The organism is Bacteroidales bacterium (genome assembly GCA_035299085.1).
GTDB lineage: Bacteria > Bacteroidota > Bacteroidia > Bacteroidales > UBA10428 > UBA5072.
The window spans coordinates 111,565-135,086 of sequence record DATGXG010000052.1 but is presented as its reverse complement, the minus strand read 5'-3'; the positions used below and the strand labels follow the sequence as shown (position 1 = coordinate 135,086).

Genomic DNA, 23,522 nt, shown 5'->3' with positions numbered 1-23,522 from the left:
TTAAACTTTATGGTTAAAGGAATTGATCACTACGAAAGGAATGCTCAGATTCAGACCTCCGGAAATCTCAGCCTGTCGGTTGAGTAAAAGTTCAACGTCACTGAATATATTTTCAGCACGTCCGGCCGGTAATAAATTCATCCAGGCACCCATAAAAGCCAGGCGGATAAAATGATGATCGAGCATCGCCGTTCCGTCGGCAAACCTGTAATTAAACTGGCTGTGCTCCAGGTCAGAAATTATAAAGCCGTTTTGCCTGAGAAGAAATGTCATTTCTTCAAGTGGTTTCCTTTTTTCATAAATATGGCTGTGCATAGCCCTGACTTCCTTTTCCATTCCATTTTCAAGAAGCACCTTTTCAAGCACATGATAAAATTCAAACATGCTCTTGTCAAGATTCATTGTCATGACAAACTGACCGCTATCTTTCAGAACCCTTGCGCATTCTGAAAAAACTTTGTTTATATCACTGACGTTGTTGATCCCGTTGTTGCTGACAATAAGATCAACCGAATCCTTTTCAAGAGGAATCGATTCAGCCACTCCCTCAATAAGGGTGATCGAGTTGATTCCGAAATAGCCGGATTTTCTGTTTACCTTTGCAGAAGCATCTTTCCATGGATCGATACCGTAAACCCTGGATGAGTTGCCCAGCCTTTCCGCCAGTTCAACAAGAGGAAAACCCGCGCCGAAACCGATATCAAGAGCAGTGATGCTTTTCCTGTAATTGACCTTCTCAAGCAGCTTAAGTCCGAATGGGGCGGACCAGAAAGGCAATTCGTCGTAAAAATCAGTGATTGAGGAAAGGTCGATGGGGTCGGGAAATTTCTTCATGACCGTGAGATGAATGAATACCCAAATATATAATTATTTTATTCATACTTTAGACAGTAAATTGAGTGAAGCCTTATGAAAGCGATGGTACTTACCGGTTTAAACCGTATCGAGATTATTGATAAACCTGAACCGGTCATTACAAAGCCTGACCAGGTGCTGATCCGGATGAAATCTGTTGGTATTTGCGGTTCCGATATTCATTATTACACCGAAGGTAAAATCGGGAGCCAGGTTGTTGAATATCCTTTCACTGTTGGACATGAAGGTTCGGGGATAGTTGAAAAAACGGGTTCGTCAGTAACAACCCTAAAGCCCGGAGACAGGGTGGCAATTGACCCGGCGATGCCCTGCTATGAATGCGATCAGTGCAGGCAGGAAAGATATCACACATGCCGCAGGCTCAGGTTTCTCGGATGCCCCGGACAGGCTGAAGGATGTCTTTCCGAGTACCTGGTGATGCCGGCGGCCAGCTGTTACAGGATAAGTGATGCCATGACGCTCGATGAGGCAGCCTTGTCAGAACCCCTTGCAATTGGGGTGTATGCAACCGGCTTGTCGGTTGCGCTTAAAAACAAAAAAGTTGGCATCCTGGGTTCAGGTCCCATCGGGATCAGCGTTCTTTTGCCTGCGCTGTGTGAAGATGCCGCCAAAGTGTACATGACTGATAAAATTGACGCCCGGTTGAAAGTTGCATCCACAATGGGAGCCCACTGGACAGGGAACCCGGATAAAACAGATGTCGTAAAAGATATCCTGGCTCTTGAACCGCTGGCCCTTGATGTGGTTTTTGAATGTTGTGGAAAACAGGAAGCCGCTGACCAGGCCATTCAGCTGCTCAAGCCAGGAGGACAACTGATGATCATCGGCATCCCGTCCTTTTCGCGCTGGAGCTTTGATGTAGACGCCCTGCGGCGAAAAGAAATCAATATCCAGAATGTCCGCCGTCAGAATGAATCCGTAGTAAAAACCCTCTCCATGATCTCCGATGGCCGCCTGAAACCCGATCCCATGCAAACGCATGCCTTCCCCTTTTCACAGGTTGCGGAAGCCTTCGACCTCGTCGCGCGTTACCGTGACGGCGTCATGAAAGCCATGATTAATTTTTAATTGAATTACCCCACCCTGTCGAGGTAGGGGGACCCTGTCGAGGTGGGGGGACCCTGTCGAGGTGGTATCAAAAAAAAGGTTCCGCGAAAACGGAACCTTTTTTTGAAAATTATAAAGTATATGGCCTTCTGTATTCGTACTGGACGAGACGGTGATTGGCCGCTTCGGTATCGGTGCCGAAACTCAGCGTAGCCGGATTCCATTTTACCGGACGGCCGAGTTCAGTGGCAATGTTGCCAAGGCAGCAAAGTGTATTGGTGCTGCATCCCACTTCAACAGGGGCAATCGGGTCGAGACGCGATCTTACCGAATCGATAAAGTTCTGCATATGCGGCGAACTGATCTCGAAGCTTCCCCCGCCCTTCTGGGCACTCTTCTGCATTTCTTCGAACATTTTCTTGCGCTCGGCGTCGGTCATCTGCTTCGGACGGCGTCCTGCGAGTTCGGCCGGTACAAGATTTGATTTTGAACAGGCCAGGTAACCCCTTGCCACTTCAATCCAGCCGTCGGTACCAATGAATTTAATACCCTGTGCCCCGGGCATATCTTCAAGATACGGCTGCTCAGTGAGTTCAATACCATTCAGGTATTTGAATGTAAGATAAGGCTGACCGTTGTAGCCCTTAGGAATAATCAGCGACGGCCCTGATCCATCCATTCCGATGGCAGCCTGGGAAATATCAAACATGTGGGCACCCCAGTCGGCTGTAAAACCGTTCCCGGTTTCACGATACCAGCGCCATGCACCCCAAAGTTTTTCGCGTTCCTCGGGCTCAAGCGATATCGGAGGACAAAGATCGGGATGATAATGAATCCTGGAATCATTCAGAGGGCCCATCCACAGGTTCCAGTTGAGGTTAGCCGGAACCGGCATTTCAGGAAGGTCGAGCGGCTTCGGGGGATCGCCCACTTTCGCATAAATTTTAGTTATGTGTCCGATTGAACCATTCTGAACCAGTTCAATGGCTTTCTGGAATTCCTTGCTCGAACGCTGCTGGCTGCCTACCTGGATTATCTTTTTCAGATCGCGGGAAACACGCACCATTTTAAGTCCTTCTTTAATTGTGAAGGCAAGCGGCTTCTGGCAATATACATCCTTGCCGCTCTGGCAGGCATGTATGCTGATCAGCGCGTGCCAATGGTCGGGTGTGGCCACCTCAATGGCATCTATATCCGTGCGCTCAAGCAATTTTTCATACTGTTCGTAAACGTCACAGCGGGGAGCAACGCCCTTCGACTGCTGCCACGCCTCAATGCGTTTTTTAAAGCGTAACTGCTTCATACTGTCGACATCACAACCGGCAGCAACCTGCACTCCGGGAACTGATGCAAAGCCTGCAAAGTCGGACAAAGCCTGCTGGCCCAATCCTACAAATCCCATGACAACCCTGTCGCTCGGCGCAATGCGAACGCCGTTCACCACATAACTGGGTAAGATGGTCAGCCCGGTAAGTCCGAGCGCCGACATGCCCAGGAATTCACGACGGTTCAATCCGTTTTTCGATTTTTTCATATTGAATTAAGTGTAGTTAATTTAGAATGATGAGGAATTAAATATAGAAAAATAAATTACGCTAAACGGCAGATAATCTACAAAACAGGCATTTTAACGGACATATCCCGATTTTTATTATCTTTAAAACCAGCAACCCAAACTATAAGCAATTTCATAAACCCTCTCACCCATGAAAAAAACACTAATTCTCAGTTTTTTCATGCTGTTATTTTCCGGCATGATGTATTCGCAGTTTAGAGAATTCAATCTTTCCGACTTCAAGTTGCCGGATATAAAAAGGCAGCGGCTCGATATGAATCTGAACCTGACAATGAACAACCGTTTTGATAATAATCATGTCGAAAGTCTCAGCCACGATAAATTCAATGTCTGGAGGCTTGCTAACACAGATAATTTCTTTTATGGGTCATATAAGAACACAGCAAAATTGCAGAGTGAACAATCGTACAGCTTAAATTTTGAACCTTTATGGTCAAGACAAAAAACCGAAAGTTATAAGAATACCAATTTTCAACTTAATACGGATATTTCGATATCCAGCATTAACCGTAAGTATTTCAGCGGTAAGCTCTTTTTCGAACCTGATTTTCAATTTTCCGCATCGTATGAAAACGATAAAGTTACATCAACCACCCAAACCGATAAAACTATAACCGATTATGCCTCTGTAGAGATTCCTCTTCTTATTGGTAAAGGCAGAATCGAACAGGTTCAGGATGCAAGACTGGCCATTTACATTCTTGAAGATCTTAACAAACAGGGAAGACTTTCTCATACGCCGGATAACAGCGAGATCCTCGAATTTGCTTCTTTTATTGCGATTCTGAAGAATGAACGGTATTTTGACTACAGGCTGAAAAGAATAGAAGAGATAGAAAAAATCGATTCATTTATGCAGGTTAAAAATTGGATCAGTAAGCCGGATGCTGCTTATTTCACAACAGTATATGACAACTGGGAATATGCTGATGGTCCCATAAGAAACAGCGGTAAGCGAATCTCAGGAGGAGTCATTCCCGAGTTTTCTTTTTCCCGGTATTACCTTCTCCATGATTTTGAATTAGATCCCGATGACGAATCGGATTCACGAACAACAGGCGGAGGAATAAGTGCCATTGTAAAGTATAATTCAGCTAAACCTGTAAGTCTTTACTGGCAAAGAGACTGGGATGCCGATCTTTCGTATTCTTTCGGTAGAACATGGGATAATGAGAAGATTACCGACTCAAAATATAATTATAATCAGCATTGGATTAACAGCAATATTGATTATTCACTTGGTTATTATCCGAATTCAAGAACAAATTTCAATGTAGATCTCGGGCTTGAGGGTACTCTTATGTTTTCAAAATATTCCGATTATCATGTTGAAAAGGCATCCGGATATATAATTTCTCCTTTTCTTTCACTGCGTGCGAACTATTATGTTTCACCACAACTCCGTTTATCCGCTTATTACAATACAGGATACAGCTATTCAAATATTGACAGGACCTTCATTCCGTATAGCAAACTGTATTCAAAGGTCAATTCGCTATATCAGAATATGAATATATCGTTTACCTATAGTTTCTTTTAAAATATGGAACTCCGCTCCGGTAACATACTGCTCCGTCCTCTCCGGGATTCGGATGCCATGAGGCTGGCCGAACTGGCAAATAATGAAAAAATCGGCATTAATCTCCGGGATGGCTTTCCTTTTCCTTACACGCTGTCGCATGCGGCCATGTACATCAGGCGATTCAAACATTTCAAATCTTACTTTGCCATTGAATACAATGGTGAATATGCAGGAAATATAGGCCTTACGCCGCACGATAACGTCTACAGAAAGACAGCTGAAATAGGATACTGGCTTGGCGAACCATACTGGAATAAAGGCATCATGACAACTGCCGTCAGCCTGATCACTGAATTCGGATTTAAACAATTGAAGCTAGCCCGCATCCATACCGGTGTGTATGAATATAACCCGGCATCACAGCGGGTTCTTGAAAAATGCGGTTTTGCCAGGGAAGCTGTATTCCGTAATAATATTTTCAAAAACGGGCGGCTGCATGACGAGGTACGTTATGCAAAAATTAACCCGGATGTGGAAAACGGTACCTGGATCAGCGGAGAATAATTAAATTTGGATTCACAAAATTTTTTAACTCATGAGATTCCGAAAAAGCCTTGCCGGAAGAATAATATCATTCATTCCGGTATTTTTTCTATTGTTTATTCAGAATGGAAATTGCCAATACTTAAAAGCATGGGATACACAAATTGTGGATGCTTCAGGAAACAATATCATTCTGCGCGGTATGGGCCTTGGCGGATGGATGCTGCAGGAGGGATATATGCTGCAGATCCACAACGACGGCACCCAGCACAGCATTAAGGCCCGGATCGCCGATCTGATCGGAAAAGAAAACTGCGACAGGTTTTATGCACTGTGGTTAGAAAATCACATGACCCGGCCGGATGTGGACTCACTGGCCAAATGGGGATTTAACAGCATACGCTTGCCCATGCACTATAACCTGTTTACACTGCCCATTGAGGAGGAACCGGTTAAAGGCCAGAATACATGGCTGCCAAAAGGTTTTGAGCTTGTGGATAACCTTCTTTCATGGTGCAGGGCAAACAATATGTACCTGATTCTCGACCTGCATGCAGCACCGGGAGGCCAGGGCAAAGATTCAAACATTTCGGACTATGATGAATCGAAACCTTCATTATGGGAAAGCGAAGATAACAAACTAAAGACAATAGCCCTCTGGCGCAAGCTGGCAGAGCGCTATTCCAAAGAACCGAATATCGCGGGGTATGACCTGGTGAACGAGCCAAACTGGACATTCGAAGGCAAAAACAGGAATGGACTTGAAGATACCAAAAATGAACCCATATGGGATTTGTACCAGCGTATTACAGATGCTATTCGCCAGGTTGATAACAACCACATCATCATCATTGAGGGTAATGGCTGGGGTAATAATTACAACGGCTTTGTCCGCCCCTGGGATGGCAACATGGTTCTCAGTTTTCACAAGTATTGGAATCCGAACGACCAGAAATCGATCAGCCACATAACATCAGCCCGTGAGAAGTACAATATGCCCGTATGGCTTGGGGAAACCGGTGAAAATTCAAACACCTGGTTCACCGACTGCATCACATTGCTCGAAAAGAACAATATCGGCTGGAGCTGGTGGCCCCTTAAAAAGATCAATTCAGTGGTTTGTCCGCTGATGGTAGTTGCCCCTCCGGAATACAAACAGATATCAGATTATTTTAACAACGAAGGTCCGAGGCCTTCACCTGAATTGGCTACCGGTGTGCTGCTCACAGTTGCCGCAAATACAAATGCAACAAAATGCCGGTTCAATAAAGATGTGATCGATGCCATGTTCAGGCAGAGAAAAGTAAGCTCAACCCTGCGTTTTTCAGCAAACCAGGTACCGGGTATTATTTATGCCACTGATTTTGACCTGGGAAAACAGGGATTTGCATACAATGACGCCGAATACGATAACACAGGCCAGGAAGGTCATAAAGACGGCAATAAAGGTGAGCAATACCGGAATGACGGTGTAGATATTGTCAAAAGCACTGATGGTGACAGCAAAAGCAACGGGTACCAGGTAACATCAACAGAAAACGGAGAATGGCTGCAATATACAGTAGTCGTTCCTAAAAACGGCACTTTCCATGTTTCGGCTCGCATAGCATCATCCAATTCAGGCGGACGATTTAAAGTTGTATTTTTCCGGAAACCGCCGGTTACTAATGAAGAGGCGCCTCTTGAATCCACTGGAATTTATACAATCAGCGCAACCGGCTCTCAGACTGACTGGAAAACCGTAGAAACTGAAGAAGTCAAACTTGAAAAAGGTGTTTACTGTATGCGTGTAATAATTGACAGGGGCGGCTTTGAGCTGGGCTGGATTGCAATTGAGTAAAGTGATTATATAAAGGTTAACCATGAAACTTTCGAATATTCAGACAGAGGTTGATGCATCCTTTCTTTACCGCATATTGGGTGAAAACGAGGAAGATAAGACTATTTCACAGGTTTTTTTCCAGATGAGTGATATTGAGAAAAGCCATGCAGTGGCTTTTTTAAAAAAAATCAACCTTGATGAATCTCATATGCCTCCTCCTTCGGCACGGGCAAAAATGTTAAAAAGCATCGGGAGAATAATTGGTTATGATTATGTTCTGGGTGTGCTGCTGGATACAGAGAAAAGTCTTTCTTCATCCATACTGCGTGCAAGGAAAAATATGAGCCAGACCGAAAGTCTTTCTGATACCGCGCATGTTGCCATTTTAAAAAACATCCTGAATACAAAAACCCGCGTTTCAGGTTCTGACCTGGCCCGCTTTGAGAAAAGACACAGGTCGGTGGGAGGTAACGCCCTTAGGGCAGCTGTCCTTGGCGGCAATGACGGTCTTGTTTCAAATTTCAGCCTGGTAATGGGAATAGCCGGAGCAACAAACGGGTCGAAAGAAGTTCTGCTGGCGGGACTGGCCGGCATGCTGGCCGGAGCATTATCGATGGCGCTGGGTGAATGGATATCGGTTAAAAGCTCACAGGAACTTTATGAAAACCAAATGGAGCTTGAAATGGAAGAACTTGAAACCAATCCCGAAGGTGAGGAAAAGGAACTGGCTATCATATACATGACAAAAGGAATTCCGGAAAGCCAGGCACAACAGATGGCGAAGGACGTGATTACAAACAAAGACCATGCACATGAAATCCTGATTAAAGAAGAATTAGGCATTAATGTGGAAGAAATGAAGGGATCCGCCATGGAGGCCGCTATGACATCATTCTTTCTTTTCCTTATCGGTGCTGTAATTCCGGTAACACCCTACTTTTTCACATCAGGCTTTACCGCAATTATTTTAAGCACTGTATTAAGCGCCATTGGTCTTTTTATTATCGGATCAGCCATAACTTTGTTTACCAACCGCAATATATGGTTCTCAGGCTTCAGACAGGTATTATTCGGAATTGCGGCAGCAGCCATTACATTCGGAATCGGCAGATTAATCGGCATGTCCATAGCCGGATAATCTGATTATTCTTTATTGATCTCTTGCAGGTTAATTCCGTGAAATCTGCGAAATCTGCGGGAGAAAATAAGTCATCAACAATGAACACACTTAAAAAGCCGGACGTTAGTTCCGGCTTTTTGATTCGTTTTAAAAACACTATCTTTATTTTATTGAAATAAGGATGGTGTTTTTACTTAAAAAAATCTGTTATGATTCGGAAAATATTTATGCTGGCAACTCTCGTGCTTATTGTATTAACCTGCACTTCGCCCAAAAAACTGGCAAACGACAAAAATGCAGAACGCCTGTACTTCGGCAATTTCGGAGGTTTTACCAACGCATCGCTTGATTATCTGCTTGTTAACAACCGCATGGTTTATAAAATTGAACAGAATAACCCGGTATTTGTTAAGAAACTTGCAAGCAAAGAATCCGCAAACCTTCAGAATCAGATTCGCAACCTTAACCTTAGTCAATATTCACTGGATGAACCCGGTAACATAACCTATTATATAAAAACAGTGAAAGACGGAATTGAAAAGGAAATAAAATTTTCATCCGGTTCCAAAGACGAAAAACTTAAAGAATTATATAAAACCCTTATGTCAACCGTAAAACAATAATCTATGAAAAAACTTTTACTCGGATTACTAATCACGTTAATTTCATTTGGTGTAACCGGGCAGTCCCAATTCAAACAGGTAAGGAAAAATCCGGCAGGCACAGTTAAAACCCAACTGAAATTTGTTAAATCTACGGCAGTCAATCAGAAAGCCGTTACATCTCAGGCTTCTATCCGTCAACTCTCCCTGCCTTTGAGGCAGAAAGCCGACAGACCGCTTGTGAGCAAAGGCAAAAACGGTCCCGTTTACATTGAAAGAACTATAAACCCAATGAATTCACAGGCCGGAATCAGTGCCGAAGAAAAGTTTTATCGTTTTCTTGAAAGCACAAAGAATATATCAGGAATTCTGAATCCTAGGGAATCGTTCAGAATAACCGCCCGGCACACAGATGATCTCGGCATTACCCATATCCGTTCTGTCCAGCAATACAAGGGTATTGAAGTATACGGCACTGAATCAACATGGCATCTGGATGCCCAAAAGGAACGGTTTACAGGTTCATTCTTCAAGTTAAAAACCGACATAGACGTTAAACCTTTGGTAACCTCGACCTCCGGCATTTCAAAGGTGATGGCTGATCTGAAAAAGAATACTGTTGTAAGAGACTTAAATGCCGATGAGAAAAAACTGCTACATTATGACGCTCCGACATCTGAACTTATAATTGTTGATAAAGGGCAGAATGAATACAGGCTCGCCTGGGTTATCAGCGTAAGGCCTAATTTAGTGCAGGAATGGAAATATTTTATTGATGCCCGTACAGGCGAAATTCTCAGGAAATATAACAACACCCAGTCGGACGGCCCTACAACAGCCAATTCAACCGACCTGAACAACGTCAACCGGTCACTCAATGTGTACCTTGAACAGGGAACATACTACCTGATCAACATGGCTGAAACCATGTATAACAATCAGTCGGGTGAAGGAATGATCATGACGCTTGATGCCAATAACACATCCACTGTTAATCTTAATTACAATTATGTAACATGTGCAGATAATTTATGGTCGCAGAAACAGTCGGCTGTATCTGCGCATTACAATGCAAAACTGGCTTACTCGTATTTTCTCTCGAAGTTCGGACGCAATTCGCTTAACGGCCAGGGAGGCAACATCATATCGCTTGTAAATGTAGCCGATGAAGACGGCGGTTCAATGGAAAACGCTTTTTGGAACGGGCAGGCAATCTTTTATGGTAACGGAGGATCGTATTTTAAATCGCTTGCGGGTGGTCTTGATGTGGCCGCACACGAATTAGGTCACGGAGTTGTATCCAATACAGCTAACCTGGAATACCAGGGCCAATCAGGCGCCATTAATGAAAGTTTTGCGGACATATTCGGAATTATGGTTGACCGTGAAGACTGGCTGATCGGTGAAGATGTGGTTAAACCGGCGCATTTTCCTTCAGGTGCTTTAAGAAGCATGGCAGATCCGCATAATGGCGGTAGCCAGACTGACATGTACTGGCAACCGGCCCATTTATCAGAGATGTACCTTGGAAGCCAGGACAATGGCGGTGTGCATATCAACAGCGGTATACCGAACCGTGCCTTTTACCTGTTTGCAACTGCAGTGGGAAAAGATAAAGCCGAGCAGGTTTACTACAGGGCCCTTGCCGAATACCTGACTAAGACTTCGCAGTTCATCGATCTCCGGATAGCCGTTGTGCAGGCAGCCAAAGATCTTTACGGCAACAGCTCAAATGAAGCCGTGAAGGCAGGAGAAGCCTTCGACGTGGTGGGTATACAGGAGGACAGCCCTGTGGACGTTCCCGACGAATACAATACAAATCCCGGACCTGAGTACCTCCTTATGTATAACACCGATCCGGGTTATTCTTCTACAATTTATGCCGGGCCCACTTCAGGTACTAACTATCAGCCTTACTCTTCCGCTGAAATTAAAAGGAAGGTGAGTGTAACCGACGATGGATCGGTCGGAGTGTATGTGGGAACTGACGATCGTATTTACGTTCTGAGTCTTGATCCGGAAAATCCACTCGAACAGTCGCTTTCTGACGAACAGTTCTTCGACAACGTGGCTGTGTCACGCGACGGAAACAGGATTGCTGCTATTTCAACCGAAGTGGACACATCGATTTACGTATATGATTTTGGACTGGATAAGTGGAATAAGTTTAAACTTTACAATCCCACCACAAGCGAAGTAAATGCAGGCGGTGTTTTGTATGCCGATGCCATTGAATTTGACCCTTCAGGTGAATATGTCATTTATGATGCCTATAACCAGCTTTATTCAAGCACAGAGGATAATATTTCATACTGGGATGTAGGATTTATGAAAGTATGGGATAATCATACATCCTCTTTTGGTGACGGATCCATTCTGAAGCTGTTCACTTCGCTTCCTGAAAATGTCAGCGTAGGGAACCCCGTATTCTCAAAGAATTCGGGCAACATCATTGCATTTGATTATTACTACTACGACGGCACAAATGAAGAATTCGGAATTTACGGTGCCAACCTTGAAACAGGTGACCTTCAATATATCACTCCAAATACTACGCTTGGTTTCCCTTCGTTTTCAAAGAATGACGACAAGCTGGCTTTTACTGTGCTCAACACGGATGAGGAAGATATATATACAGTGCCTCTTGAGAATGACAGGATCACGCCTGCAGCAGATCCGCAACTCTTTATGGAATTTGCTAAATGGCCAGTATATTATGCAGTGGGAACAAGGGTACTTGGTCTTCCGCCCGTTGCCAATTTCACGGCAGACTACAAAACAGGTGGTGCTCCGCTGGTTGTGAAATTTGTTGACCTTTCCGAAAATGAACCGACTTCATGGCAATGGACCTTCCAGGGAGGGACGCCATCAAGTTCAACACAGCAGAATCCCCAGGTTACATATAGTACCAACGGCACATACCGGGTAACCCTGAAAGCGACAAACTCTGTAGGTAATAATACACTGAACCGTGAGGGGTATATTGTTGTAGGAGGTGCCACTCCTTCAGGCGAAGTATCTGGGGAAGCAATGATTTTCTACCCGAACCCGGTAACGGACAAGCTGAATATTCATTACAACGGTGATTTCTCCATTGCCCTTTTCAACACAGCCGGGAAATTGATTCTTTCGGCCAAAAATCAATCACAGGTTGACCTGTCTCCACTAAGCAAGGGTTTGTATATCATGGAGCTGAAAACCAAAGAGGGAACGACGAGGCATAAGATTGTGAAGGAGTAGGCTGTAGGCTGCAGGCTGTAGGCTGTAGGAGAAGGAGGAAGGTTTTAAATGACCTATAGCCTGCAGCCTATAGCCTACAGCCTACAGCCTCAAATAGGGTTTTCAATCTGGTAAAGGTCTTAACCTAAAGGTTTAGTATGAAGCCCTGTCTCTTATCCGTCACGACAGTATTTTGTCTTTGCATGACGGTATTTCCGCAGAATCCGGATTCAGTTTCGTCGGTGCCGGTTAACATCCTGTTTCCCGATTCCGGATTCATTGTAATAGACGGCAGGGTTGATAAAACCGGTGATAAAGCATTCCCGGTCCTGCCGGGCATGCAATTCGCTGTCCCGGCCACCCGATCCGAAAGAAAACAATCAGAAAAAAAATCCGGCAGGGTGTTTATTGAAAGGGCAAATAAAAAAACTGCTGCCGGGGAACCAGCCACGGAACAATTCTTCGAATTTCTTAAGGATACTAAAGTACAGACAGGAATTGTGTCACCTGTTGAAGATTTTAAAATAACCGGTGTCCATACCGATAATCTTGGCATCACTCATGTGAGGGCAATTCAGCAGTATAAAGGAATTGAAGTCTACGGCTCTGAATCCATTCTGCACATTAAGAGTTCAAAAGTACAGTTTAACAGCGCCTATCAAAAGCCTGCGGAGGACATAACGGTTGTACCGGCAATTACTGAGGAAAGAGCCTGTGACATTGTCATCGCTGACATCAGAAAGTTAACATCGTATTCAGTATTGTCACAGGAATGGAAGAAACTGCTTCATTATACCGATCCCGTTGCCAGCCTTGTTTTATATCAGCAACCTGATAGCCGGCATGCCCTGGCGTGGCTGATTACTATCAGGCCTAATTACCGTGAAGAATGGAAATACTTTGTGGATGCCGCGGGAGGGAATATTTTGCAGAAATACAACAATACAAATTATGACGGACCGGTGACAGCCACAGGAGAAGACCTTAATGGCCAAACAAGGACATTCAACGTGTACCTGGCTGGCGACATTTATTTCATGTATGATATTACCCAGCCCATGTTCAATTCCTTAGCCAATGAAGGAATTATTATAACGCTGGATGCTAACCAAACATCACCCGTGAACCTGGATTACACGTATGTAACATCAATTGATAATTCATGGACACAAAAAAATGCCATTTCAGCTCACTGTAATGCCACAAAAACATACACGTATTTTGACACTACATTCAAGCGAAATTCAATAAATGACTATGGCTGCAATATTGTATCTCTTGTAAATGTGGCTATGGATGATGGAAGCGAAATGGAGAATGCTTTCTGGAACGGCCAGGCTATATTTTACGGAAACGGTGGTGAACGTTTCAGACCCCTTGCAGCCGCACTTGACGTAACAGCCCATGAACTGAGTCACGGGGTGATTACATCCACGGCAAACCTTGATTATTTCGGACAATCAGGTGCAATAGCCGAATCTTTTGCTGATATTTTCGCCTGTATGGTAGATCGCAACGACTGGAAGATCGGTGAGGATATTGTGAAGGAGGGGTATTATCCTTCCGGCGCCATAAGAGATTTATCCGATCCACATAATTCGGGTGACAGTGCGGACTACTATTGGCAACCCGCCCATACATCCGAAATGTTTCTTGGATCGGAAGACAATGGAGGAGTTCATATTAACAGCGGAATCTGTAATTATGTGTATTACCTGTTTGCATCATCTGTAGGGAAAGCAAAAGCAGAAAAGATCTATTACCGGGCTCTGACCGAATACCTCACCAAAACCTGCCGGTTCATTGATTTGCGCCTTGCAATAGTACAGGCCGCCGAAGATTTGTATGGTGAAAACTCAAATGAAGTATTTGCTGCAGGACAGGCATTTGAAAAAGCCGGTATTTACGAGGAAACGCCTGTAAAAATACCAGGGGATTATAAACCAAACCCGGGCGAGCAGATGCTGCTGACTTATGATACAAGCCCTGCAGATCCGGTTACCCTTTATGTATCCAAATCAGCCGGAACCAGTTACAGGGCACTTTCCAAAACTCCCATGACAGGAAAAGTGAGTGTTACGGATGACGGGAGCACCGGTGTATTTGTTTCAAGCGATAGAAGGCTGAGATTGATCAACACCAATTCAACCGAACCAAATGAACGAATCATTTCAGGGTTCTCGGGCTATGACAGGGTGGCCATTTCAAAAGACGGAAACAGGCTTGCCGCCACTAAAATGCTTCCGGACGGTTCAATATATGTAATCGATCTGAAAAGCGGAGGAATACGCCAGTTTATCCTTTACAATCCCACAACCAGTGATGCCAACCTCAGTTCAGGTGGTGTGCTCAAAGCTTATTCGGTTGACTTTGATATTTCTGGTCAGTATATAATTTATGGCGCATACAATATAATTAATTCCAATTCGCAAAAAGACATTTATTACTGGGATATAGGAATTATAAAAGTGTGGGACAACCATACAAACCAATTCGGTAGCGGAGCCATTTCGAAATTATACAACATGCTGCCTGCTCATGTAAATATTTCGAATCCGGTTTTTTCAAAAAATTCGCCTGATCTGATAGCCTTTGATTATTATTATGATGACGGTATACTTGAAGAATATTCTGTTTGCACCGCAAACCTTTCAACCGGAACCACAGGGATAATTGCGGGCAACGACAGGCTGGGCTATCCCTCTTTTTCAACCAATGATGACCGTATTGCCTATTCCACAATCAACGGCTTCAATACCCAGGTTGTTAAATCAGTCAGGTTGTCAGCCGATAAAATGAGTGCTGATGGTGAACCCGGTGTGCTTGTACCTGATGCGAAATGGCCTGTTTTTTTCACAATTGGTAAAAGGCCGCTCGGTCTTGCACCTGTATCCGATTTTACAGTTGATTACAAATACGGTAAATTTCCACTGGAAACCCGGTTTATGAGTCTTTCTTCCAATGAACCGGATAGCCTGCAATGGCTATTTGAAGGAGGCGAACCGGATTCATCAACCGCAGAAAATCCTGTTGTATATTATGAAAATCCCGGATGGTACGATGTAACGCTTATCACTTCAAATCAATACGGGTCCGACACTCTTGTACGGTATCAGTACATCCATGCCATTGATCCTGTAAAGGCATCGGATTATGAACCCGGATTCGTTGCGATTTATCCGAATCCTGTAACAGACCAGTTGAATGTGTCGTCTTCTGCAAACCATTATACTGTAAGTATATTTGATTCAGGAGGCAATACTGTAGTGCGGGTTTCCGACAACCCTGTTATTGACGTCTCTTCGTTAGTTCCCGGGTTATACATCATGGAGCTTAAATCTGAAAATTCAATTACACGGCATAAACTGGTAAAACAATAGAGAAGTTTTCTTATTTTTAATGTTTAAAATCTCCATTTCAAGAATGAAAAAACTACTTTTTCCTCTTGCCTGTATGCTTTTATCAGGGAGCATACCGGCACAAACCGGCAAAGTAATGGACAATCTTTCGCTTACAAGCAAGGTCCTGAACATGGACCGGAAATATGCCATTTATCTTCCTCCTGATTATGAAACATCTCAACGCAGTTACCCGGTTTTGTACCTTCTTCACGGAATGGGTGATGATCAGACCGGTTGGGTGCAGTTTGGTGAAGTGCTGCGCATAGCTGATGAAGCAATCAAATCAGGAAAAGCCACTCCTATGATCATTGTGATGCCTGATGCCAATACCGGCCAGGTTGGATACTTCAACGACATCAGGGGCAAATGGCGGTATGAGGATTTCTTTTTCCAGGAGTTCATGCCCTTTATTGAAAAACAGTACAGGATTAAGAGTGAAAAGCGGTACAGGGCCATTTCAGGATTAAGCATGGGAGGAGGCGGAACATTTGTTTATGCCCTGCACCATCCCGAACTTTTCTCATCCGCATGTCCGCTGAGCGCCTATGTCGGACCCCTAACGGTTGAAGAACAAAGACAACGTCAAAAAGATGTCCAGGGCTTAACTGACCAGGATCTGCAGGAATACTACAATAAATACAGCGTGCTTCCTTTAATCGACAAAATGACGGACGATCAAAGGAAAGCTGTCAGATGGTATATCGATTGCGGGGATGATGATTTTCTTTATGAAGGGAATTCTCTTGTGCACATTGCATTGAGGAAAAAGGAAATTCCCCATGAATTCAGGATACGTGATGGCGGCCATACATGGACTTACTGGAGAGCTTCACTTCCGGAGGTTTTAGCATTCATCTCCGATGCTTTCCATCAGTATTAGGGTTATCAACAACCTGCGGTGAAAACTTTTTATACTATGCTTCGTGAATTTTCGTTCATTTAATAAATTTGTACAACTAAAACCAATGAGCGATGTCTAAGGAAAAATCACCGTCAAAGGAAAAGGAAAAAAAAGCACCCAAATTGAGCTTAAAAGAAAAAAGGGCTGCTAAAAAAGAAAAAAAAGAAAAAAAGGGATAAAAAATCCCTTTTTTTCTTTTTATAGCCTAAAAAAACGGGCAGATATCCTGCAATACCCCCATTTATTTACCATACCCCCTTCTGGTGTACCAGTGGTAACCTTTTAGCCTATTTTTCGTATATACCACTTTCATAACTACTTAAACTCAATGAAGAAAGGATTATTTATTGCAGCATTGCTGCTCGTGAACGTTTTTGCTTTTTCTCAGATCAACTCCGTTGCCGAGGCGAAAAGTATTTATATCTACAATTTCTCAAGAATGGTTCAGTGGCCGACCGAAAGTTATTCAAATGGCTTTACAATCGGTGTAATCGGGGCAAATGAGGTTTATTCATACCTTGTTCCATACGTTAAAAACAAGAAAGTTGGTAACCTGCCTATCACGGTTAAAAAATTTGATGATGCATCAGGGCTCAGCCAGTGCAATATTATCTATATAGGTAACAGCAAAGTTCAACACTTCTCCGAGATAGTGAGCCGGTTACAGGGATCCAACAGCCTTATTATCACTGAAAAGAAAGGCATGATCAATTCAGGTGCGGCTATTGATCTTTATCTTGACCTCGATCAATCAAAATTAAAGTTTGTACTTAACACGTCAAACGCTGAAAAATACGATCTTACAGTTAGCAAAGGGTTGATGGATATGGCTATGTAAAAGGCTTTGTGATAAAAATCATGCCTTCACAAAAAACCTAAATGCCCTGCTTTGCGTAAAGTATAGCAAATAAAAATCTGAGGAATGAGGAAGAGAATTTTTACACTTGTTTTCACTTTGTTTAGTGTTTGCCTGGTTAATGGATATTCACAGATTACTAATGTAAACCAGGCACAATCGCTTTACATCTATAATTTTTCAAGGTTGATTCAATGGCCGGCAGGCAATCAGAGCGGCGACTTCGTGATTGGTGTAATTGGTAATGATGAACTTTACAACAGTCTAATTACCTATGTTTCTAACAAGAAAGTGGGTTCACAGCCCATTGTGATCCGGAAATTTGACAATCCTGAAAGTCTTACACGCTGCCATATTATTTTTGTCGGCAATAGTAAAGTTTCTGCATTCGAAGATGTACTTCTCCGGTGCCAGGGATCAAACAGCCTGATTATAACTGAAAAGAAGGGAATGGTAAATTTCGGATCGGCGATCGATTTCTTTATGGATCAGAATAAACTTAAGTTTATGATCAATTCGATGAATGCACAAAAATACAATCTTACGGTAAGCAAATCGCTCGAAGATATGGCTTACAGAAACTGAATCCACCTGGTCTGATAAGGTTTGAAAAGGATATGATCCCCGGGAGCTATTTTCTCTTCTGAAATAAGGTCATATCCTTTTTTAATTTTCTTTGCAGGGAAAGGCATTGAAACTTCCTTACTTCCAAGGTTAGATACGCAGTAAATTTCTTTAGAATCACCATCAGCTCTCCTAAACCCGAACAGCGCATTACTATTCGTTTCCAGGATCTCCTGACGGCAATCGGGATGAAATGCCCTGATATTCCTGCGTATTTTTATCAAACGCACAAGTTCGAAAAATATTCGTCTTTGAGGAGAATCGGTTTCCCATCCCAGGAGCACTTCTTTTTCTTCAAGAACCGCCCTGTTTATTGTCCGCGGATGGCCCGTTACAGCCACTCCCTTAAGATTATTCGGCGTAGCCAGCAGGCTGTGAATGTAAAAAGCAGGGATGCCTTTCATTGACATCATGATGGCCTGTGTGGTCAAAAATCGTTGTTCGCCATAATCATCCCTGCCCCTGAAAGTGCCCTGCATGGCATCGTACCAGGTTATGTTCAGTTCATAAGGGCTCCGTGATCCGTTCGTGTTCATTTTCATTCCTGTTAACCCGCCAAACGAAGCCATTCCGGAAACCAAAGCTGAAATTTCATTTGCCGGAACGAGTCCTTCAAGTGGCCTGACGCCTATTCCATCATGTGATGATGTGTAATTCAAAAATGTTTGATCAGCAGGTATCTCAGGAATTTGCTGCGCCCATGCTGTAAGAAACCGCGAATTCCCAAAGAAAACTGAATGAAGCAACAGGGGCGGAAGACTGAACTGGTACACCATGTGGGCTTCATCGTTATTCCCGAAATAGCTCCAGTTTTCACGGTTCGGAACATTGGTTTCTGTGATGATAATCGTGCCGGGACGCACATAGGATGCCACATCTCTTAAAAGCTTTACAATCTCATGTGTTTCATCCATATGCAGACATACCGTACCAAGGCATTTCCAGAGGTATGCAATGGCATCGAGGCGTATAAACCTCACTCCCTTGCTGATGTAAAGGATCATGATCCTTATCATTTCGATAAGCACATCAGGGTTTGAAAAGTTAAGATCCACCTGGTCCGGTCCGAATGTGGTCCATACCTGTTTCGGTCCCGCAGCGGTTTCAAATTCGGTAAAAAGTGCGGAAGTTCTCGGCCTGGCCACCATACTGTAATCAAAACCTGTTTTATTTTCAATAAAATAATCCCTGCCGGGAGATACCTGTTTCAGGTAGTTTATAAACCAGGGATGAGCCGAGGAAACATGATTGATCACCAGATCGGCCATCAGGTAATAATTGCGAGACAACACTTCGATATGTTCCCACGATCCCAGTGTCGGGTTTACCTTTTCATAATCGCTTACTGCAAAACCATCATCGGAAGTATATGGAAAGAAAGGTAGAATATGGATACAATTGATTGTTTCCCTGAGATGACTGTAAACAAAACGGCTGAGCGTCTCCAGAGGCAGTTCCTGTTCACTCCGGACACTGTTGCCATAGGTAATAAGCATGATATCCCTTTCGTCCCAATGTGACCATGAAGGATACCGTTCAGCAGAGAGGGCCATAATTCTGTTTACAAGAATCTCACTGAACTCTTCCTTATAGATCCGCTGTAATCGTTGGCCGATAACACTTGAAAACGAAGCGGTATCAGGAACTATACGGTATGAGCCACGTTGACCGGTCATCAGACAAGAAATTAGCAGAGTCCTTTCGTAAATATGTTATTGATCAGCCGGCCCAGTGAATCAGCGATCACCTTATTCCCCAGTTTTTCAGATAATACCGAAAGATTGTGGAAGACAAGCCTGTTGCGGAACTGAATATCGGTGGCAATTTTGCATGCCGTATCAATGAATCCGGAGCCCATAATATTATCTTCTATGTATGGCAGGTCAAAGCCCAACGGTTCAAGGTCGGATTTATACACATCATACCGGTTAATAAGGACAGGCAGGCCGGCTGCAAGCATTTCAAGCAGGTTATTTCCGAACCCTTCAACCTCGCTGAAATAAGTACCTATCCCTCCCACGGCAGACACTATGGAGGGAATTTCGGCAAAATTGTAGTATTTCTTATCCACGATGATGTCCCTGTGCGATAAAATCACATGTTCGCCGAATATCATGAAAACAGGTACATTTCCGTGCTCCTTTTTCTTCAGATTGAAATAAGACGTCAGAAACTCTTTATATAATACCTGCTCGTCGCCCGAGTGACCTGATATAAGCACAACAATGCATTTTCGCAATCCCGATTCCGTGAAACTCTTCTGCATGCCGAATGCGAGATCGATGGCAAATTCAATTTTTTTTCGTGGTACAACACGCGTATGCTGCAACAGGATGAGTGTCTCATTCATCTGGTATCCGGCCTGTTCAATAACAGCTGTGACACCAACATTTTTGAAAAAAGATCGGTTGTAATTATCCTGTGGCGGGAATAACAGCCTGTTGCTGTTCCAATCCAGGCTTTTCCATTCCCACAGCGGATCATGAGTGTTCGGTATAATTGCGGTTCTGTCATTAAAAAAATTCCCGCTACGGTTAGCATGGTACTTTTCAAATACCTTCTGAGCCAGGGCAGGTTGCTTTGAATTGATGAAAACGATGCCGTCGACATATGTGCCTGGCAGGTACTTAAGGTATTTTCTGATAACAGGTCCGGGATTGGCAAACTGTTCTCTTTCAAAATAAGAATCATGCCACCACACAAGAATTTTAGGCCATGAAAGGTTCTGACTACGTAGCGATTCAAAATAATACCCAAGTCCGACGGCAGTGATGAAATTATACACATGTGATGTATTATGGGCTATGAGAAGGTCAATATTATTCTGCTGTACAAAATCAGCAATGATATCCCTTGCCACAAGCGCGTTTTCATGGATCAGCCTGTCGAGTGCTTCATCTTCAAGCGGATCGCTGAACCGGCTTAAAATTGTTTTGTGAATGTCATTCTTGTGCCAGAGAATATCATTTGTATGCGAATTGAAACGCGGTGAAATATGCGCTGCAAGGAAATAGATATTTCCCAGCGGGATCTTCAGGTTCTTCACCATGGCATTAACCGACTGGTCGATTACAATGGACACGCCGTCATTTTTGCCTATGAGGGAATGAATGATACCGTAATTCAAGTGCGATATATCCATCAGTTTACTGTTTTCAGAATTTGCAAAAGGTCTGTAATTATGTAATCAGCATTTACAGAATCCATCCCGGGTTTGTCGGTCCTGAGCCTCAGCGATCGCCTGTCGCCGGCAAACAGCGCTGTTTTTAATCCCGCTTTTGAAGCTGGATAAATATCCCTGAACATATCATTGCCCACAAAAAGGATCTGTTCAGGACGGATACCGTATTTGGCCATGCATGTATTCTTAACCCGTTCGAAAAGATAAAGGTCGGGTTTTGATCGCATATGCTGGTATGAGAACACTGTGAGATCCGGATCAAACGGCTCCACCAGTTCTTCTTCGGACAACCTGTTATTAAGGAAAAAATTCATAATAACAGGGGTATAGAATTGTGCATTTGAAATTATTCCAAGCGGAATACCCTTATCAGCCAGTTTTTGAATCACATCTTTCATACCGGGCATTGGGTAAATGTTGTTCGACAGCATTTCAAAAACAAAGGTAAAACACTTTATACACAAAGAATTAGAAAGATGAAGTAAATTCTCGTTTTTATAGGCAGTTAGTATTGTTTCCCATATTTCAAGGATATCAATTTCAGGATAAGGCTTTTCATCACTCCGGTTTTCTGTATGAATCCTCCCGATTTCTTTTTTGAAACGCGTAAGCATACCAGGCAAAATATGGCGTTGATCAGCCGGGTTCAAGTTAATGGTTATTCCTGCTTCATCAAGTGCTGTTCTGAGATTTTCTTCCGTAATAGTTGATTCTTCTATGTCGCCTGATTCAGAAATGACAAGAGTGCCATATATATCAAACAGCACAGCCCTGACATCAGGATCAGCTTGAAAATGAGGCTGCATACCCGTAGGTTCGGGAAGGATTTCAGACTGGTTAACAAGATACCTCGCGATATATTCGGAATAATTCTCTTCCATATTGGTCTGCAGAAAAATGCTGTTGAATTACTGAGCGGTTATTTTCAATTATTTCAGGGGATACAGGGTCAAAGAAATTTTCCAGGAAAGGATTGTCGGTCACAATTTGTTGCCTGGCAGCGGTATTTCCCATAATACCTTGTACAATCAGCTCCTGATTGCCGGCAGAAAGATGCCCGAAATCAACCGGTTCATTACCGACCGAAACAAGAACTGCCGGGTAAAGTCGCGGGAAAATAAGACCTTTTGCTTTCAGATCGTTTATGACACACGGAAGTTCTCTCCCGATTACCGGCACTCCTGCCTGCCAGGGTTCAAGAAATGTCATACCGAATCCTTCACGGATACTTGTTGAAATGCAAAAATCAGATGAAGCCAGCAATTTATTGAAATTGACCTTTTCAGCAGCTTCAAAAATAACCGGAATGCCCCGGGATTCACAAAAGGCTTTCCAATTCGAATAAAGAGGTATCTCCAAAGGGTTCAGTGGTGCCAGGGTTATGGCAAACCGGCATGAGTCCTTAAATAATGCAGCCAGCAATACCAGTTCGCCGATGTTTTTCCTTGCTATCGCTCTTACCGGGTAAGTGCACAATATTTTACCCGGATCAATTCCGAGCGTTTTGCGGATACCTGATGTGTGGGCTCTGCCTGCTTCTTTGCCTGAAGGCATTACACAATTCGGAAGCAGGTGTATCCTTGACGGGGATATATCCTTCAGGGCTATCCGTTCATAATCACACATGGTGAGCACTGCATAATGGTAATTGCTCAGTGAAGGATATAAAACTTCACTGGCAGATTCACTGCCATGGGCCGCCACGTATTGGCCCAGCCTTGAAAGGTTAGCCGGACGGTCCTCAGGAAAATCATGGATATGGTTCAAAATCCTGTAGCCCTGCAAAGCCAGTTCGTAAATGGCAAGCGTGAGAACCGGGTTTTTACCCAGGTTAATGTTATGGCAATGCAACACGGTTCGTTTTGTTGTAACTCTTTTGAGAAAATCAATCACTGAATTCACTTTATGCAATATATCTTCAGGACAATCATCATCTTCATTATAGAATAACAGATCTGATGTATGAACAGGCATAGGCTCATGAAAGTTCTGACCGGATGTGCCGGAAATCAGGGATAATTTCAGTTTCCCCGGTTGTGTCAAAAGACCTTTTACCTGCGCCTCAATTACCCTGGTGACACCACCGGGATTCAGATGATAATGGAGAATGGCAACTTCCATAATTTCAGAACTATCGTATTAATCTATTTCATTTTCTGATGATTTGCAATCAAACATGTCAGAAAAATTATGCAATTTTGTAAATTGAACTGATATTACCGAACAACATCC

The 23,522-nt window shown here is 43.5% G+C and carries 17 protein-coding genes; 11 read left to right on the top strand and 6 right to left on the bottom strand.

Going from position 1 to position 23,522, the window contains the following annotated elements; translation table 11 throughout:
- Nucleotides 1-834 carry a class I SAM-dependent methyltransferase gene (locus VK179_17865; GenBank protein HLO60622.1) on the bottom strand — a complete coding sequence of 278 codons (834 nt, stop codon included), beginning with the start codon at nucleotides 832-834 and terminating at the stop codon, nucleotides 1-3.
- A 75-nt stretch (nucleotides 835-909) separates the two neighbouring features.
- Here VK179_17865 and VK179_17860 point away from each other — a divergent pair, with 75 nt between their 5' ends.
- Nucleotides 910-1,944: an alcohol dehydrogenase catalytic domain-containing protein gene (locus VK179_17860; GenBank protein ID HLO60621.1), complete on the top strand. Its 1,035-nt coding sequence runs from the start codon at nucleotides 910-912 to the stop codon at nucleotides 1,942-1,944.
- 109 nt (nucleotides 1,945-2,053) lie between these two features.
- Here VK179_17860 and VK179_17855 read toward each other — a convergent pair whose 3' ends face one another.
- Complete coding sequence (locus VK179_17855; protein ID HLO60620.1) at nucleotides 2,054-3,457, bottom strand: Gfo/Idh/MocA family oxidoreductase; 1,404 nt, start codon at nucleotides 3,455-3,457, stop codon at nucleotides 2,054-2,056.
- Between the two features lie 172 nt (nucleotides 3,458-3,629).
- On the opposite strand from VK179_17855, the gene VK179_17850 reads away from it, so the two are divergent.
- The 10 genes from VK179_17850 (at nucleotide 3,630) to VK179_17805 (ending at nucleotide 18,070) form a co-directional block, all read left to right on the top strand.
- Nucleotides 3,630-5,039, top strand: coding sequence for a hypothetical protein (locus VK179_17850; protein ID HLO60619.1), 1,410 nt, complete (start codon nucleotides 3,630-3,632; stop codon nucleotides 5,037-5,039).
- Nucleotides 5,040-5,042: 3 nt separating this feature from the next.
- Nucleotides 5,043-5,585: a GNAT family protein gene (locus VK179_17845; GenBank protein HLO60618.1), complete on the top strand. Its 543-nt coding sequence runs from the start codon at nucleotides 5,043-5,045 to the stop codon at nucleotides 5,583-5,585.
- Between the two features lie 31 nt (nucleotides 5,586-5,616).
- Entirely contained in the window at nucleotides 5,617-7,404 is a 1,788-nt protein-coding gene (locus VK179_17840; protein HLO60617.1) for a cellulase family glycosylhydrolase, read from the top strand.
- Nucleotides 7,405-7,426: 22 nt separating this feature from the next.
- Nucleotides 7,427-8,524 (top strand): VIT1/CCC1 transporter family protein, encoded by a 1,098-nt coding sequence (locus tag VK179_17835; GenBank protein ID HLO60616.1) that lies wholly within the window; start codon nucleotides 7,427-7,429, stop codon nucleotides 8,522-8,524.
- 191 nt (nucleotides 8,525-8,715) lie between these two features.
- A complete protein-coding gene (locus VK179_17830; protein ID HLO60615.1) occupies nucleotides 8,716-9,129 on the top strand; it encodes a hypothetical protein in 414 nt (137 codons plus the stop codon).
- 3 nt (nucleotides 9,130-9,132) lie between these two features.
- The gene (locus VK179_17825) at nucleotides 9,133-12,348 is read left to right on the top strand and encodes a M4 family metallopeptidase (protein HLO60614.1); all 3,216 of its coding nucleotides are present in this window, start codon (nucleotides 9,133-9,135) and stop codon (nucleotides 12,346-12,348) included.
- Between the two features lie 137 nt (nucleotides 12,349-12,485).
- Nucleotides 12,486-15,707, top strand: a complete 3,222-nt coding sequence (locus VK179_17820) for a M4 family metallopeptidase (GenBank protein ID HLO60613.1) — start codon at nucleotides 12,486-12,488, stop codon at nucleotides 15,705-15,707.
- Nucleotides 15,708-15,750: 43 nt separating this feature from the next.
- Complete coding sequence (locus VK179_17815; protein ID HLO60612.1) at nucleotides 15,751-16,608, top strand: alpha/beta hydrolase family protein; 858 nt, start codon at nucleotides 15,751-15,753, stop codon at nucleotides 16,606-16,608.
- A 349-nt stretch (nucleotides 16,609-16,957) separates the two neighbouring features.
- Complete coding sequence (locus tag VK179_17810) at nucleotides 16,958-17,467, top strand: YfiR family protein (GenBank protein HLO60611.1); 510 nt, start codon at nucleotides 16,958-16,960, stop codon at nucleotides 17,465-17,467.
- A gap of 84 nt (nucleotides 17,468-17,551) precedes the next feature.
- Nucleotides 17,552-18,070 (top strand): YfiR family protein, encoded by a 519-nt coding sequence (locus VK179_17805; GenBank protein ID HLO60610.1) that lies wholly within the window; start codon nucleotides 17,552-17,554, stop codon nucleotides 18,068-18,070.
- Here the strand turns inward: VK179_17805 and VK179_17800 are convergent.
- Genes VK179_17800 through VK179_17785 form a run of 4 tightly spaced genes read right to left on the bottom strand, consistent with a single transcriptional unit; the run spans nucleotide 18,058 to nucleotide 23,411 of the window.
- Nucleotides 18,058-19,785, bottom strand: a complete 1,728-nt coding sequence (locus tag VK179_17800) for an alpha-amylase family glycosyl hydrolase (GenBank protein ID HLO60609.1) — start codon at nucleotides 19,783-19,785, stop codon at nucleotides 18,058-18,060. The two genes, VK179_17805 and VK179_17800, sit on opposite strands and share 13 nt — an antisense overlap.
- An 11-nt stretch (nucleotides 19,786-19,796) precedes the next feature.
- Entirely contained in the window at nucleotides 19,797-21,251 is a 1,455-nt protein-coding gene (locus tag VK179_17795) for a hypothetical protein (GenBank protein ID HLO60608.1), read from the bottom strand.
- Entirely contained in the window at nucleotides 21,251-22,171 is a 921-nt protein-coding gene (locus VK179_17790; protein ID HLO60607.1) for an HAD family hydrolase, read from the bottom strand. Before VK179_17790 ends, VK179_17795 begins: the two co-directional genes overlap by 1 nt.
- Entirely contained in the window at nucleotides 22,128-23,411 is a 1,284-nt protein-coding gene (locus VK179_17785) for a hypothetical protein (protein ID HLO60606.1), read from the bottom strand. Before VK179_17785 ends, VK179_17790 begins: the two co-directional genes overlap by 44 nt.
- Between the last annotated feature and the right edge of the window lie 111 nt (nucleotides 23,412-23,522).